Genomic DNA, 13,742 nt, shown 5'->3' on the forward strand with positions numbered 1-13,742 from the left:
GGCCGGCCCGGGAGTGGCGGCTCCCGGGCCGGCCGGACTCAGGTGCCGTAGACCTGGAACGTGAACAGCGAGTAGCCCCACTGGGTGCCGCGGGCCGTGCCGTAGATGCGCACGTACCGCGCCGACGCGTTCAGGCCGGTGTTGTCGTCCTCGCCGCCGTCGCCGCCGGTGATGGACCGGACCGTGGTCCAGGTGGTGCCGTTGGCCGAGGTCTGGATCTGGTACGCCGAGCCGTACGCCGTCTCCCAGACCAGCCGGACCCGGTTGATGGTGTGGGTGGCGCCGAGGTCGACCTGGATCCACTGCGGGTCCGAGAACGCGCTGGACCACCGGGTGGTCGGGGACGCGTCCACGGCGTTGGAGGCGGGGAAGGAGGCGTTCTCCACGCTGGAGGCCGTCGCCGGGTGGTTGAGCGCCAGGTCGGTCTGCGGCGGGGGCTGGGTGCCGACCGAGCAGTCGCCGGTGCCCTGGGCGGCGTAGCGGATGCCGCCGAGCAGGTGGGTGCGGAAGTTCGCCTCGCCGTAGGTGGCCTGGGTGTGGCCCATGCCGGTGTAGAACGCCCGCCCGCCGTCGTAGGCGCGGCACCACGAGATGGGGTGGTCGGCGCCCATCGAGCCGCCGCTGTACGTCGACTCGTCGAGCGTGGCCAGGACGTGCACCTGCGGGCGCGGGTTGGTCCGGTAGTTGTACCACTCGTCGGTGCGGCCCCACGCCGCCGGCAGCCCGGCGGTGGACGGGTGGGTGGCGTCGGCGATGCGGACCGTCGCGGCCTGGATCGCCGGGTGGCTGGCGAAGTACGCCCCGACGAGGCCGCCGTACCAGGCCCAGTCGTACTCGGTGTCGGCCGCCGCGTGCACGCCGACGTAGCCGCCGCCGGCACGGATGTAGTTCTCGAACGCCGTCTGCTGGGTGGCGTCGAGCACGTCCCCGGTGGTGGACAGCCAGATGACCGCCTTGAACCGGGCCAGGTTGGCGGCGTTGAACTGGGTCGCGTCCTCCGTCGCCTCGACGGAGAAGTTGTTCGCCGCGCCCAGCTGCTGGATCGCGGCGATGCCGGTCGGGATCGAGTCGTGGCGGAACCCGGCGGTCTTGCTGAACACCAGCACCGAGAAGTCCGGCGCGGCGTGGGCGGGCACGGCGGTGAGGCCGAGCGTGGCGGTGACGAAGGCGAGACAGAAAGCCAGTCTGCGCAACATGTTCGGTGTCTCCTCTCAGGAGCCGTAGACCTCGAAACTGAACAGGGAGTAGCCCCACTGGGTCGCGCGGGTCGTGCCGTAGATGCGCACGTACCGGCCCGAGGCGCTGAGGCCGGTGTGGTCGTCCTCGCCGCCGTCGCCCCCGGTGACGGACCGGACGGTGGTCCAGGTGGTGCCGTTGCTCGAGGTCTGGATCTGGTACGCCGAGCCGTAGGCCGCCTCCCAGAGCAGCCGGACCCGGTTGATGCTGTAGGTGGCGCCGAGGTCGACCTGGATCCACTGCGGGTCGGAGAACGCGCTGGACCATCGGGTGGTCGGGGACGCGTCCACCGCGGCGGAGGCCGGGTAGGCGGCCGACTCGGTGCTCGACGCCGTCGCCGGCTTGTTCAGGGCCAGGTTGGTGGTGGGCGCCGAGGCGGTCACGAACGTGAAGCTGTCCAGGTCGAACAGCGCGGCCGTGCCGGTGCCGGCGAAGGTGACGTACAGCGAGGTGGTGCCCGCCGGCGCGCCGCTGATCGTGCCGGTCACGGTCGTGAACGTCTCCCACGAGCCGGTCACCGGGACCGTCGCCGAGCCGATGACCGTGCCCGTCGGCGAGCCGGTGCGGAACTGCAGCGTGCCGCCCGTACCGCCGGAGGAGACCCGGGCGGTGAACGAGGTGGCGTTGTTGAGCTTGTACGGGTCGAACTCGATCCAGTCGCCGTTGTTGATGTCGCCGACGGTCATGCCGCCCTCGGCTGCGGTCTTGGCGTACTTGTTGACCCCCGACGACGTCTTGTAGTGCTCGGCCTGCCGGTGCTTGGGCGCGAGGATGTTCTGCGCGTGCGTGGTCAGGCCGCCGTTGTCGGTGTACTGCGCGTCGAAGATCGGGAAGATGTTCGCCGCGTCGTCGTGCTCACCGTCGACGGGGATGGTGATCGTGCCGGAGCACCCGGTCTGCGAGGTGATCTGGTGCGCGTGCTGGTCGTGGCCGAGCACGTACGACATCGTCACGCGGGAGCAGTCGATCGTGCCGTCCTCCGGGTCGGTGACGGTGACGCTCCACGGGACGCTGTCGCCGAAGGCCGCCAGCTGCCCGGCCGCCGGGGTGTTGACGATGACCGTCGGGGCGGTGTTGCCGACGCTGATCGGCACGCTGGCCGTGCCGGTGGCGCCCTGCGGGTCGCGCACGGTCAGGGTGGCGACGTAGTTGCCGTTGGTGGAGTACGTCTTGACCGGGTTCGCCGCCGTCGACGTGGTGCCGTCGCCGAACGCCCACGAGTACGTCAGCGCCCCGCCCTCCGGGTCGGACGAGCCGGCCGAGGAGAAGTTCACCGTCAGCGGGGCCGCGCCCGACGTCCGGTCGGCGCTCGCCACGGCGGTCGGGGCGCGGTTGCCGCCGGCGCCGACGTAGTCGTAGCGGTACAGCGCCGAGTTGGCGTCGCCGTTGAAGTAGCCGGTGCCGTAGTCCAGGACGTACAGCGACCCGTCGGGGCCGAACTGCATGTCCATGACCTGCTTGCCGTTCCACGTGAAGTTGTCGATCGTGCCCGGCGACCCGTCCGCGTTGACGACGATGGGCTTGATCCAGCCGCGGCCGAACTCGCCGGCGAAGAACATGCCGTCCAGCGCCTGCGGGAACTTCGTCGTCGACGGGTTGCTTGCGCTGTACCGGTAGACCGGGCCGGCCATGGGCGATTCGGAGCCGCCGCCGAACGCGGGTGGGCTGCCGGCGTCGCCGCCGTAGCGGATCCAGGCGGGCTTCGCCGGGGGCAGCGTGGTCAGGCCGGTGTTGCGGAACGAGGTGTTCGTCGGGCCGCCGGCGCAGTTGTACTTCGGGCCGGTCGAGTTGGTCGCGAAGTTCCACTTGTTGTACGTCTCGGTGGTGGTGTTCGTGCCGGTGCAGTACGGCCAGCCGAAGTTGCCGGGGCCGGTGATCCGGTCGAACTCCACCTGGCCGGACGGGCCGCGGTTGGGGTCGGTGGTGCCCGCGTCCGGGCCGTAGTCGCCGACGTAGACGATGCCGGTGGCCTTGTCCACGGACATGCGGAACGGGTTGCGGAAGCCCATCGCGTAGATCTCGGGCCGGGTGTTGGCGGTGCCGGGTGCGAACATGTTCCCGGCCGGGATCGAGTACGACCCGTCGGCGTTGACCTTGATCCGCAGGATCTTGCCGCGCAGGTCGTTGGTGTTGCCGGCGGTGCGCTGTGCGTCGTAGGCGGGGTTGCGGTTGGTCCGCTCGTCCAGTGGGGAGTAGCCGGACGACTCGAACGGGTTGGAGTCGTCGCCGGTCGACAGGTACAGGTTGCCCTGGGCGTCGAAGTCGATGTCCCCGCCTACGTGGCAGCACATGCCGCGGCTGGTGGGGACGTCCAGGATGTTGACCTGGCTGGCCAGGTTGACCGTGTAGTCGGCGTTGAGCGTGAAGCGGGACAGCCGGTTCACGCCCGTCCAGGTCGCCCAGTCCGCGGCGGTACCACTGGCCGGCGCGTCGCCCGCGGGGGTGTTCAGCGGCGGCGCGTAGTACAGGTAGATGTACCGGTTGGTCGCGAAGTTCGGGTCCGCGGCGACGCCCTGCAGCCCCTCCTCGTCATGGGTGTACACGGAGATGTTGGCGATCACCGACGTCTTGCCGGTGGCGTCGGTGCGCCGCAGGGTGCCGTTGCGGGCGGTGTGCAGGACCGAGCGGTCCGGCAGCACCGTGATGGCCATCGGCTCGCCCATCACGGCCACGCCCTTGGCCAGGGTGACCTGCTGGAAGTCCGCCGGGTTGATGGCCGCCGCCGCCGGGGCCGCCGGCGCGGCGAGGACGCCGAGTCCGGCGGCCACCGGGAGCAGCGCGGCCGCCGTCGGCCGCCATCGTTTTCTTGCAGGGTGTCGGTTCACATCGTCCCTTCCTGACTGAACTCGCCAGGCAGGGCGCGCGCCGCCGCGCCGTAGCCGGGGGTGGTCGCGATTCGACCTCCGTCGTGAACGCCTCCGCCTCCGCGCCGAACGGATCGTGCAGAGAGCGCTCTCTCGGGCCCGTGCGAGTCACACTATGAGGTTGGGATAGATGTGTCCAGATGTTTCGATAGAACTGGCAGAACTTTTGCGGACTCGACCGAAAGCGCGGGCCTCAGCCGCACATTCGCGGGCGTGAACGTTACGCCGGCCGGCGCGCCGGTGCGGCCGCCGCCCACCAGCCGCGCTCGACCGCGATCGCGGTGTACAGCCGGTCGATGCCGGCGACCAGGCGCCCCGGCCCAAACTCGGCCGCGCCGCGCTGCGCCGCCCGCCGGCCCAGCCGCTCGCGCAGCCGCCCTTTGTCCGCTTTGACGCTATATTTTATGATATTTGAGCATCTTTGCGGGCGCCTTGCCGGGGAACGGCCGTTCTTCGTCCGACGCCGACCAAGGTTTGGCCGGTTGGCGACTTCGACGTACGACCGCTGGACGGTGGCCGTCGATGTGATGTCATGAGGCGATGGAGATCGAACGGGTCCGTACGGTGGACTACCACACGGGCGGCGAGCCGTTCCGGATCGTGCCCGAGCCGCCGGTCGAGATCCGCGGCCGAAGCGTGGCCGAGCGGCGGGTCTTCGCGATGCACGACCCGGCCGTCGACGGCCTGCGCCGGCTGCTGTGCTTCGAGCCGCGCGGGCACGCGGACATGTACGGCGGGTTCCTCGTCCCGCCGGACGACGACGGGGCCCGGCTCGGCGTCCTCTTCTGGCACAAGGACGGCTTCTCCACCGCGTGCGGCCACGGCACGATCGCGCTCGGCGCGTGGGCGGTACGGTCGGGCCTCGTCGCGGCGCCGCCGGACGGCCACGCCGACGTGGTGATCGACGTGCCCTCGGGGCGGGTGACCGCGCGGGTGCACGTGTCGGGCGGGCGGGTGTCCGCCGTTGACTTCGTCAGCGTGCCGTCCTACCTCATCGCCCCGTCGGTCGAGGTGCCGACGCGGCGCGGGGTCGTGCGCGCCGCGGTGAGCTACGGCGGGGCGATCTACGCGCAGGTCGACGCGGCGACGGTGGGGCTCGCCGTGACGCCGGAGCAGCACCAGGAGCTGATCGCGCTGGGCCGCGAGGTGAAGTGGGCGCTCGACGCGCACCCGGTGGCGCGGCATCCGACCGACGACCGGCTCAGCGGGGTGTACGGCACGATCCTCTACGAGTCCCTGGGCACCACCGACGACGGCGCGCTGCACCAGCGCAACGTCACGATCTTCGCCGACGGCGAGCTGGACCGCTCCCCCTGCGGGTCGGGCACCGCAGCGCGGGTGGCGACGCTGACCGCGAGCGGCGAACTCGCGCCCGGCCGGACCCTGCTGCACGACTCGATCGTCGGGTCGCGGTTCACGGCCCGAGCGACCCCGTCCGAGGAGGGACCGGACGGCGCGGTGGTGCCGGTGATCACGGGCATGGCGTACCCGACCGGCGAGCACGTCTTCGTGGTCGACCCGCACGACCCGCTGAACCCGGGGTTCGTGCTGCGATGATGCCGTTCTTCGACGCCGGGGCGATCGCCCGGCTGCTACCGCCGGCCGACGCGGTCGCCGCGATCGAGACGGCGCTGCGCGGCGGCCTGGACCCGGCCGCCGGAGCCGCCCGCACGTCGGTGCCGCTGCCCGCGGGCGAGCTGCTGCTGATGCCGGCGTGGTCGGCCTCGCACGCGGGCGTGAAGCTCGCCGCGGTCGCGCCCGGCAACGCCGCGCTCGGCCTGCCGCGGATCAGCGCGGTCTACGTGCTCTTCGACGGCGCGACGCTGCAGCCCGCGGCCCTGCTCGACGGCGCGGCCCTGACCGCGCTGCGCACACCCGCGGTGTCGATCGCCGCCGTACGGCCCGCGCTCGGCCCCGGCCCGCTGCGGATCGTGGTGTTCGGCGCCGGCCCGCAGGGCATCGGCCACATCGCGACGCTCGCCGCCGTCGCGCCGCCCGCCGCCGTCGACGTGGTCGTGCGCTCGCCGGCCGCGGTGGACCGGCCCGCGCTGGCCGCCGCCGCGGGCCCCGCCCCGGTCCGGGTGCTGGCCGCCGGATCCGCCGAGCTGCCGGACGCCCTGGCGGCGGCGGACGTGGTGGTGTGCGCGACCACGGCACGCACCCCGCTGTTCGACTCGACGTCGCTGCCCGACCACGCCATCGTGCTGGCCGTCGGTTCGCACGAGCCCGCCGCGCGGGAGGTCGACGCGGCACTGTGCCGGCGCGCCACCGTCGTGGTCGAGGACGTCACCACGGCCCTGCGCGAGTGCGGCGACGTGATACTCGCGATCGAGGAGGGCGCCCTGACCCCCGGCCGCCTCGTGCCGATGCGGGACGTCGCGCGCCGCACCGCGACGCTTGGCCGCGGCCCGGTCCTCTTTAAGGGCTCCGGCATGGCATGGCAGGACCTAGTGGTGGCCGAGGCCGTCCTGGCCCGCGGGACCGCCTGAGCTAAGCGGCCGTTTCCCGTCGTGGGGGTAGAAGTCGGCGGCGTCGAGTTCGACCGTCGACGCAGAACGCGACGGCCACGCCGAGCACCATCAGCAGTAAGGCCTCGATGAACGCCAGGTGGGCACGGGCGTCGGCGATCGGCCACGCCCACCAGCGCACTAGACCACCATTCCCGGTGCCGAACAGCGCGCTGATGATGACAGCGGCGACCGGGACAAGAACCGCGAACCGCGAACCGGTCAGCGGGGCGACGATCAGTGCCAGGCCAAGACAGCCGATAAGGTTGCGCAGGTAGCCAGGGCCCAGATCCCACCAGCCGGCGGCGGAGGTGACGCCCACGGTTGCCGCGGTTGCAAGCACCATGGTGGCGGCCACCGAAAGATCGCGGACCGCCATTGCCCGTACCGCCGTAGCGTCGAGATCTCCGCTGCTTCGGTCAATGCCGTACCAGAGGAAAATGATCGGCACGAGCGGCAGCAGCAAGGCGAAGGCGACCGGCACCAGCAGGGAACTAGCCAGACTTGGCAGCGGCAGGACCTCGCCGCCAACCACGATCGCGGCGACCAGACTGGTGAGGAAGGCGATGCTTACCGCGGTCAGTGCGCGGGTTCGCCACCACCAGATCACCCCACACCGCCCTGGAAAGCGGACGGGTCGAGCCGGGGCTGGGTGCTGCAATCCTTCAGCGGAGCCAGATTCGCGTGCTACCACGCGAGCTGTTGCTCGCCGGTCAGTTGCCGTACGCGCGAGGCCAGGTCGATGAACTCTGGCGGTGCGACGTCAGCCAGATCCGATACCGGCACGCCGGCGGCCAACGCCATCCAGACCATCAACGCGCCCCGGTTGTTCGCGCCCGGCCACTCGCCGCGCGTGGCACAGTCCGGCACAGTGTCGGGCACGGCGCTGGCGATCAGGCTGAGCACGACATCCCGGCGCTCTGGTCGCGCCGCCAGGACGACGAAGATGGCATCGTGCGTGTCGGCGTCCTTGGCGGTGACGACCGCGGGCAGCGGCATGCCGACGTCGACCAGCCGCGCGTACGCGGAGGCGAGCGCGGCGTGAATGAGGCTGCGGGAGCTCTCCTGCTCGGGCCACAGGCACAGTACCGGCTTGCTTCCGTCGCACCGGACTGCTCCGGTACGGGGTGCTCCGGCGGACGGTCCCAGCGGCAGAGCCACCGTGGCCGCCACGACAAGAAGGACCGCCAATGCCGCGGCCCCACCCGCGCGCATCCGGCGGGTGCCAGCCAAGGCGATCAACACGCCCGCGCCGAGCGCGACCGCGAACAGGGCGCTGGCCGACAGTGCCCTGGGCGATGGGCTCTGGTCGATTGCGCAGCAGCCCTCGAAGGAGAGCCCGTTGAGATGGCGGATCCAGAAGGGTTCGATCGCGGCCGGGTAGGCCAGCCAGACGTACGAGCCGGCCAGACTGATCGGCAGGGCGAGGGCCGGTGGCAGCCACCGGCCGAGGCCGTAGCCGACCAGCGTATGACCAGCCATCACCAGTAGATAGACGACGATCAGCCATGGGTCGGGGAGGCCCGGTGCGCCCGCCGCGGCCGGCGCTGTCGCCGCGAGGGCGGCGGCGATCCCCAGCAGGCCCATCACCAACGTCGGGGCGACGGCTACGAGTGCGACCTGCCAGGAACGGCGAACCATGGTCAACGTGTCGATGCGACCGATCCGGTGTCGGGCACCCTCCCAGGCCGCGCACGCCGCGCACAGCGGCACCACGATGAACAGCATCAGGTCTGCTTTCGCAGTGGCGGCGGTCCAGTACCGGGGCGTCGCGGTGCCGACCGCCGCCGCACCCTGCAGCAGCACCAGGGCCAGCAGCGGCACCGTCGCGTACGTCTCGGCGCGAGTACGCCAGGAATAGAGCGTGCGCATGGTCATTCCGATGCGCCGACAAGCCGGACGTACGCATCCTCCGCACGCCGCGACGAGTCCGTGCCCGGCTCGGCGAGCGCCAAGAACGACGGCACGGTGCCGTGGTAGCGCACGACACCGTCATGCAGTACGGCCACGTGCTGGTACACGTCGCTGATGTCCTCGGTCTGGTGTGTTGACACCAGCACGTCGACGTCACCGGCCACCGCGCTCAGCACATCGCGCAACCGCCGCCGCTGTTGCGGATCCAGGCCGGCGGAGGGTTCGTCCATGACGATCAGCTGCGCGTCGTGCACGAGAGTCTGAGCGATCCCGACGCGACGCAGCTGGCCGCCGGAAAGCGCCCTGCTGGGCCGGTCCGCCAAGTCAAGCATGGCTACCCGGCGCAGCGCCCCGGCGGCATTGTCCCAGGCGTCGCGACGGCTGAGCCCCTTCAACCAGCCGGCATAGGCAACCTGTTCACGCACCGTCGGGCCGGGCATCGCGGTCACGTTCTGCGGGAGCCATCCGACGCAGCGCCGGTACTGCTGCCGGGTACGCCGAACGTGGCTGGCGAGATCACCGACGCGAACAGTGCCGGAGTCGGGCTGCAGCAGTCCCACAATCAGCGAGAGCAATGTGGACTTACCTGCCCCGTTCGGGCCCAGGAGGACGGTCGCGCCTGGTTGGAATTCCAGGTTCAGGTCACGGAAGACGGCAACGCTCTTGCGGTACTGGAAGGAACATCCCGTGATCAGTACAGCCACCCGGACCACCTTAGCTGAGCGTCGCCGGCGTTCCGCTCCCGAGACCTCACCGGCGCCGACGGACCGCATCGGCCTTGAGCGGCGACCGCCCGGGATCATCCGGCCTCACCCGCAGCCGGCGAAGCCACCGTCCACCGGCGCGTGCCGCCACTCGACGCGGGCGAGGTCCTCGGGCGTCAGCTGCGTGCGAGCGTACGCCCGGAACTTGTCCAGCACCTCCGGCTCGGCCGCGACGAAGCGCAGCCTGGCGCCGGGGACGGTGCGGAGCTGATCGAGCCGTCCGCGCAGCTCGCGCATCAGCCCGTCGAGCCGCGCGCGGGCCCGCTCGCCCCACCGCATGGCGGCCTCGGACGCGCCCTCGTCGTCGACGTAGGTGAGCGTGCCCCCGTCGCCGACCCGCACGCCCCAGAGCAGCCAGGCGTTGCCGCCGCCCTCGGCCTCGACGAGCACATGGGTGTCGCCCTCGCTGCGGTACCCGTCGAAGTCTCGATCCCCGACGCGATACTCCCTGCCATGCCTCACGCCGGTGACCTGCTCCTGGTAGGTCACCCGGTCCCGGGCGGCGGCGCGGTCGAGGGGGCGCCACTGCCCAGGCCCGCCGTCGGCGCCGGTCGGTTCCAGGCACCGCGGCGCACCGGCCTCGCCGCTCCACGCCGGCGAGGCTCCCGCCCCGCTCGTCGCCGTCGGCCCGGCTCCCTGTCCGTTCGTCCTCGTCGGTGAGGCTCCCGGCCCGCTCGTCGTCGCTGGGCCGAGCCGGTCGATAATGCGCTGGACGTCGGCCTGGACGAGCGCCCGCGAGGAGGCGGTGGCCCGCGCCTCGATGTAGTAGTTGTGGCCGACCGTGGCGACCGGCAGCGTGTAGGTGGCCGAGCACCGCGCGGTGGCCTGCCCGCCGACTGGCATCGACACCAGCTCGGTGCAGGTCTTCAGCGGCCGGCCGTCGAGGGTCAGGTCGATGGTGACCGCGGCGTTGGCCTGCCGGACCGGGTGAACGTACGGCGAGCGCGCCGTCACCGTGTTGCTGACCGTGACCACGGCCAGGCACGACGTCTGCCCGCACGGCCCGACCTTGATCTGACCGTCGATGACGAAGCCGACCTGCGGGTCGAGCGCGTCGACGAGCCCGGCGACGCGCCGCTGGACGGCCTGGAGAAGCTCGCCGGTCTTGGCGCGGCTCAGCGGGGCGAAGTCGAGCGCGAGCGTGTCGGACGGCGCCCGCGCGAGCACGAACGCCGCTCCCCCGCCGTTGTCGTGCCGGCTGCTGCGCAGCGACGGGCCCACCGGCGGTGCCGCGGAATCGGACGCTGCCGGCGCGGATGGATCGGCGCCGGCCGACTCGACGCGGACGATGCGGGCCGGCGCGGCCGTGCTGATCCAGACCGTGGCGTCGCCGGTGTGCACCTGCCGGGCCTCGACCCCGCCGATCGTGCCCGCGTCGCCGAGCCGGGGCAGGTCCGTGGCGGCCGGCTCGGCCTCGTCGTCGCCGCCGCCCGGCAGCAGGTCGGCGGCGAGCACCTGCGGGATCAGGGCCCGCAGGTCGAAGCCGAGCGCGTCGAAGTCGATCCGCACCCACGAGTCGCCGTAGGCTTCCGCGGAGCCGGGCGTGCGCGCCGCGGACCAGAACGCGGCGTCGCCGCGGGCGAAGGTGCCGTCGTCGCCGAGGTCGAGCAGCTCGCCGCGGCCGCCGCCGATGTCGACGGTGGCCACGGTGATGCCGTCGACGGTGACCTGGCCGTCGACCCGCACCTGCTGCCCGCCGGGGGTGGTGACGGTGCCGCCGTAGTGCTGCGCCGGCGCGGCGCGCAGGTTGCCGGCGGCCTCCACGAGCAGCTCGTACGCCAGCTTGCGGGTCGGGTCGGCGCCGGACTCGCCCGTCTCCTTGCCCTGCGGGGCGCCGCCGGGCACCAGGTATGCGCCCACGCCGATGACTATCGCGGCGGCGACGGCGAGCGCGACGCCGGCCACGACGGGCCAGCGCCGGCCCGGAGGCGCCGACGGCGACGCGGTTGCGGGCCGCGACGGCGGCGCCCAGGCTAGCGGCTGCCACGGGTGCCACTGCGGCGGTGGTGTGGGCGGTTCCTCAGGCTCTGGCGACGACATGCCGACCTCCCCGTGTCTCGGCACGCGTCGATGCTATCCGAACCCGACAACTCGCCCGGGAATCGAGGGACGGATCGTGATGCAGCGATTACGGATTACTCGAGCGCAAGCGGCGCGGGAGCATGAGGGGTCAGTGGCCGGCCGGGGCGGCGGAGCTGTCCCGGACGACCAGCTCGGTGGCGAGCTCGAACCTGGGCGTCTCGATGTCCTCGCCCTGCGCCATCCGCAGGACGGTGCGCGCGGCGAGCAGGCCCATCTCCGCGAGCGGCTGCCGGACGGTCGTCAGCGGCGGCGAGGTCCAGCGGCTCTCCGGCAGATCGTCGAAGCCGACCACGGAGATGTCGTCGGGCACGCGCAGGCCGCGGCGGCGGACCGCCTCGTAGGCGCCGAACGCCATCTGGTCGCTGGAGGCGAAGATGGCCGTCGGCGGCCGGTCGAGGGCCAGCAGCGCGTCGGCCCCGGCGCAGCCGGACTCGTGGTAGAAGTCGCCCTGCTGGATCAGCTCGGGGTCGATCTCCAGGCCGGCGCCGGCCAGGCCCGCGCCGTAGCCGTCGAGCCGGGCCCGGCTGCACAGCAGCCGCTTGGGCCCGGCGATGAAGCCGATCCGGCGGTGGCCGAGCGACAGCAGGTGCTCGGTGGCGCTGAGGCCGCCGGCCCAGTTGGTCGCGCCGATCGTCGGAACGTCGATCCCCGGCACGCCGGCCGGGTCGACGACCGCGAGCGGGATGTTGAGCCGGCGTAACTCGGCGTACAGCGGCGGGGTCAGGTCGGAGGTCACGAAGATCACGCCGTCGGTGGCCCGGGCGCGCAGGTTCTGCAGCCACTGCCGGGCCGAGGCGGGCTGGCCGTGGATCGCCGAGACGACCGTGCCGATGCCGGTCGAGTGCGCCACCTCCTCGACGCCGCGGATGATCTCGACGGCCCATGGGCTGTCCAGGTCGTTGAAGACGAGGTCGATGAGGCCCGCCGCCACCCGGTTACGGCTCGTGCGCCGCCGGTATCCGTGCTCGCGCAGTATCGCCTCCACCCGCTCGCGGGTCTGCGGCGAGACGTCGGACCGCCCGTTGAGCACCCGTGACACGGTCGGTACCGAAACACCGGCCTCCCGCGCGATCGCGGTGATGGTGACCCTGCTTGCGTCATCGACTGTCACGAGCATCATCTTCTCTCAGCCGTACCACCGGCGGCAGAGCGGACCCGGAAGCGCCGTCCAAATCTTTCGGAAGGCTACCGAAAGACTACCGGCGCAAGCAGCCCCAACGCAGCCCGGCACGCACCACCATCGAGTCCAGGCACCCGCGATCAGCACCCGAAAGTGGCCGACGGTTCCCTTCCGTAATCTTTCCGGGAATCGTTGACAGCGCGACGGCGGCGGACCAATACTGTCGCCATCGACAGACTTCAACCACTGTCGATCCGGGCCAACCGCCAAACGACCCGGTTCTCCGCCCGTCGACCGCACGACGACCGGCCATCCCCGCGGCGCTACGACGCCGGTGCGCGGTGGCCGCCACTCCCGGCCGCCGACACTCGCCGAGTCGTATCGCGCCGCCCCGACACCCCCGCCTGCCTCACGAGGAGGAAGCACGCACATGAACGACGCCCCCGCACGCGCGAGTCGCAGACGCGGCCGCACCCGGCTGCTGCTCGGCAGCGCCTGTGCCATGGCGATGGTCGTGGCCGCGGTGATCCTGCCCGGCACCGCCAACGCCGCCATCACCACGAACCAGACCGGCACCAACAACGGCTACTTCTACTCGTTCTGGACCGACGGCGGCGGGTCGTCCTCCATGACCCTCGGCTCCGGCGGCAACTACAGCACCTCGTGGAGCAACGTCGGAAACTTCGTCGCCGGCAAGGGCTGGAGCACCGGCGGGCGCATGAGCGTGAACTACTCCGGCAGCTTCAACCCGTCCGGCAACGCCTACCTGTCGTTGTACGGCTGGACGACGAGCCCGCTCGTGGAGTACTACATCGTGGACAACTGGGGCACCTACCGGCCCACGGGGACGTACAAGGGCACGGTCACCAGCGACGGCGGCACCTACGACATCTACGAGACGACGCGGTACAACGCCCCCTCCATTCAGGGCACCGCGACGTTCAACCAGTACTGGAGCGTCCGGCAGTCGAAGCGGACGGGCGGGACCATCACCACCGGCAACCACTTCGACGCGTGGGGCCGCTACGGCATGAACATGGGCAACTTCAACTACATGATCCTGGCGACCGAGGGCTACCAGAGCAGCGGTAACTCCAACATCACGCTCGGCTCCACCGGCGGTGGAGGCGGCGGCGGGGGTGGCGGCGGTGGAGGCGGCGGCAGCTGCACCGCGACGCTGTCGGCCGGCCAGCAGTGGAGCGACCGCTACAACCTCAACGTCAGCGTCACCGGCTCCAACACCTGGACCGTGACG

The 13,742-nt window shown here is 71.8% G+C and carries 10 protein-coding genes; 3 read left to right on the forward strand and 7 right to left on the reverse strand.

What is annotated here, in order from left to right; genetic code table 11:
- Nucleotides 1–38: 38 nt before the first annotated feature.
- A complete protein-coding gene (locus ACGFI8_RS20495) occupies nt 39–1,196 on the reverse strand; it encodes a ThuA domain-containing protein (RefSeq protein ID WP_392806965.1) in 1,158 nt (385 codons plus the stop codon).
- 15 nt (nt 1,197–1,211) lie between these two features.
- A complete protein-coding gene (locus tag ACGFI8_RS20500) occupies nt 1,212–4,013 on the reverse strand; it encodes a PQQ-dependent sugar dehydrogenase (protein WP_392807356.1) in 2,802 nt (933 codons plus the stop codon).
- Between the two features lie 627 nt (nt 4,014–4,640).
- On the opposite strand from ACGFI8_RS20500, the gene ACGFI8_RS20505 reads away from it, so the two are divergent.
- Both ACGFI8_RS20505 and ACGFI8_RS20510 read left to right on the forward strand, forming a co-directional pair.
- Nucleotides 4,641–5,657, forward strand: a complete 1,017-nt coding sequence (locus ACGFI8_RS20505; protein ID WP_392806967.1) for a proline racemase family protein — start codon at nt 4,641–4,643, stop codon at nt 5,655–5,657.
- Nucleotides 5,654–6,589: an ornithine cyclodeaminase family protein gene (locus ACGFI8_RS20510; RefSeq protein WP_392806969.1), complete on the forward strand. Its 936-nt coding sequence runs from the start codon at nt 5,654–5,656 to the stop codon at nt 6,587–6,589. The genes ACGFI8_RS20505 and ACGFI8_RS20510 overlap by 4 nt, the downstream gene beginning before the upstream one ends.
- 1 nt (nt 6,590) lies before the next feature.
- Here ACGFI8_RS20510 and ACGFI8_RS20515 read toward each other — a convergent pair whose 3' ends face one another.
- From ACGFI8_RS20515 to ACGFI8_RS20535, 5 genes are all read right to left on the reverse strand, one after another.
- Nucleotides 6,591–7,217: a hypothetical protein gene (locus ACGFI8_RS20515; protein ID WP_392806970.1), complete on the reverse strand. Its 627-nt coding sequence runs from the start codon at nt 7,215–7,217 to the stop codon at nt 6,591–6,593.
- A gap of 77 nt (nt 7,218–7,294) precedes the next feature.
- Entirely contained in the window at nt 7,295–8,485 is a 1,191-nt protein-coding gene (locus tag ACGFI8_RS20520; RefSeq protein WP_392806971.1) for a hypothetical protein, read from the reverse strand.
- A complete protein-coding gene (locus ACGFI8_RS20525) occupies nt 8,482–9,225 on the reverse strand; it encodes an ABC transporter ATP-binding protein (protein WP_392806972.1) in 744 nt (247 codons plus the stop codon). The genes ACGFI8_RS20520 and ACGFI8_RS20525 overlap by 4 nt, the downstream gene beginning before the upstream one ends.
- Before the next feature lie 105 nt (nt 9,226–9,330).
- Nucleotides 9,331–11,349, reverse strand: a complete 2,019-nt coding sequence (locus ACGFI8_RS20530; protein ID WP_392806974.1) for a hypothetical protein — start codon at nt 11,347–11,349, stop codon at nt 9,331–9,333.
- A gap of 106 nt (nt 11,350–11,455) precedes the next feature.
- Nucleotides 11,456–12,478: a LacI family DNA-binding transcriptional regulator gene (locus ACGFI8_RS20535; protein WP_392806975.1), complete on the reverse strand. Its 1,023-nt coding sequence runs from the start codon at nt 12,476–12,478 to the stop codon at nt 11,456–11,458.
- Nucleotides 12,479–12,917: 439 nt separating this feature from the next.
- Between ACGFI8_RS20535 and ACGFI8_RS20540 the strand changes: the two genes are divergently transcribed.
- On the forward strand, nt 12,918–13,742 hold an 825-nt coding region (locus ACGFI8_RS20540), incomplete at its 3' end, for a glycoside hydrolase family 11 protein (RefSeq protein ID WP_392806977.1).

The sequence above is a fragment of the Dactylosporangium sp. NPDC048998 genome, assembly GCF_043197855.1.
Classification (GTDB): domain Bacteria; phylum Actinomycetota; class Actinomycetes; order Mycobacteriales; family Micromonosporaceae; genus Dactylosporangium.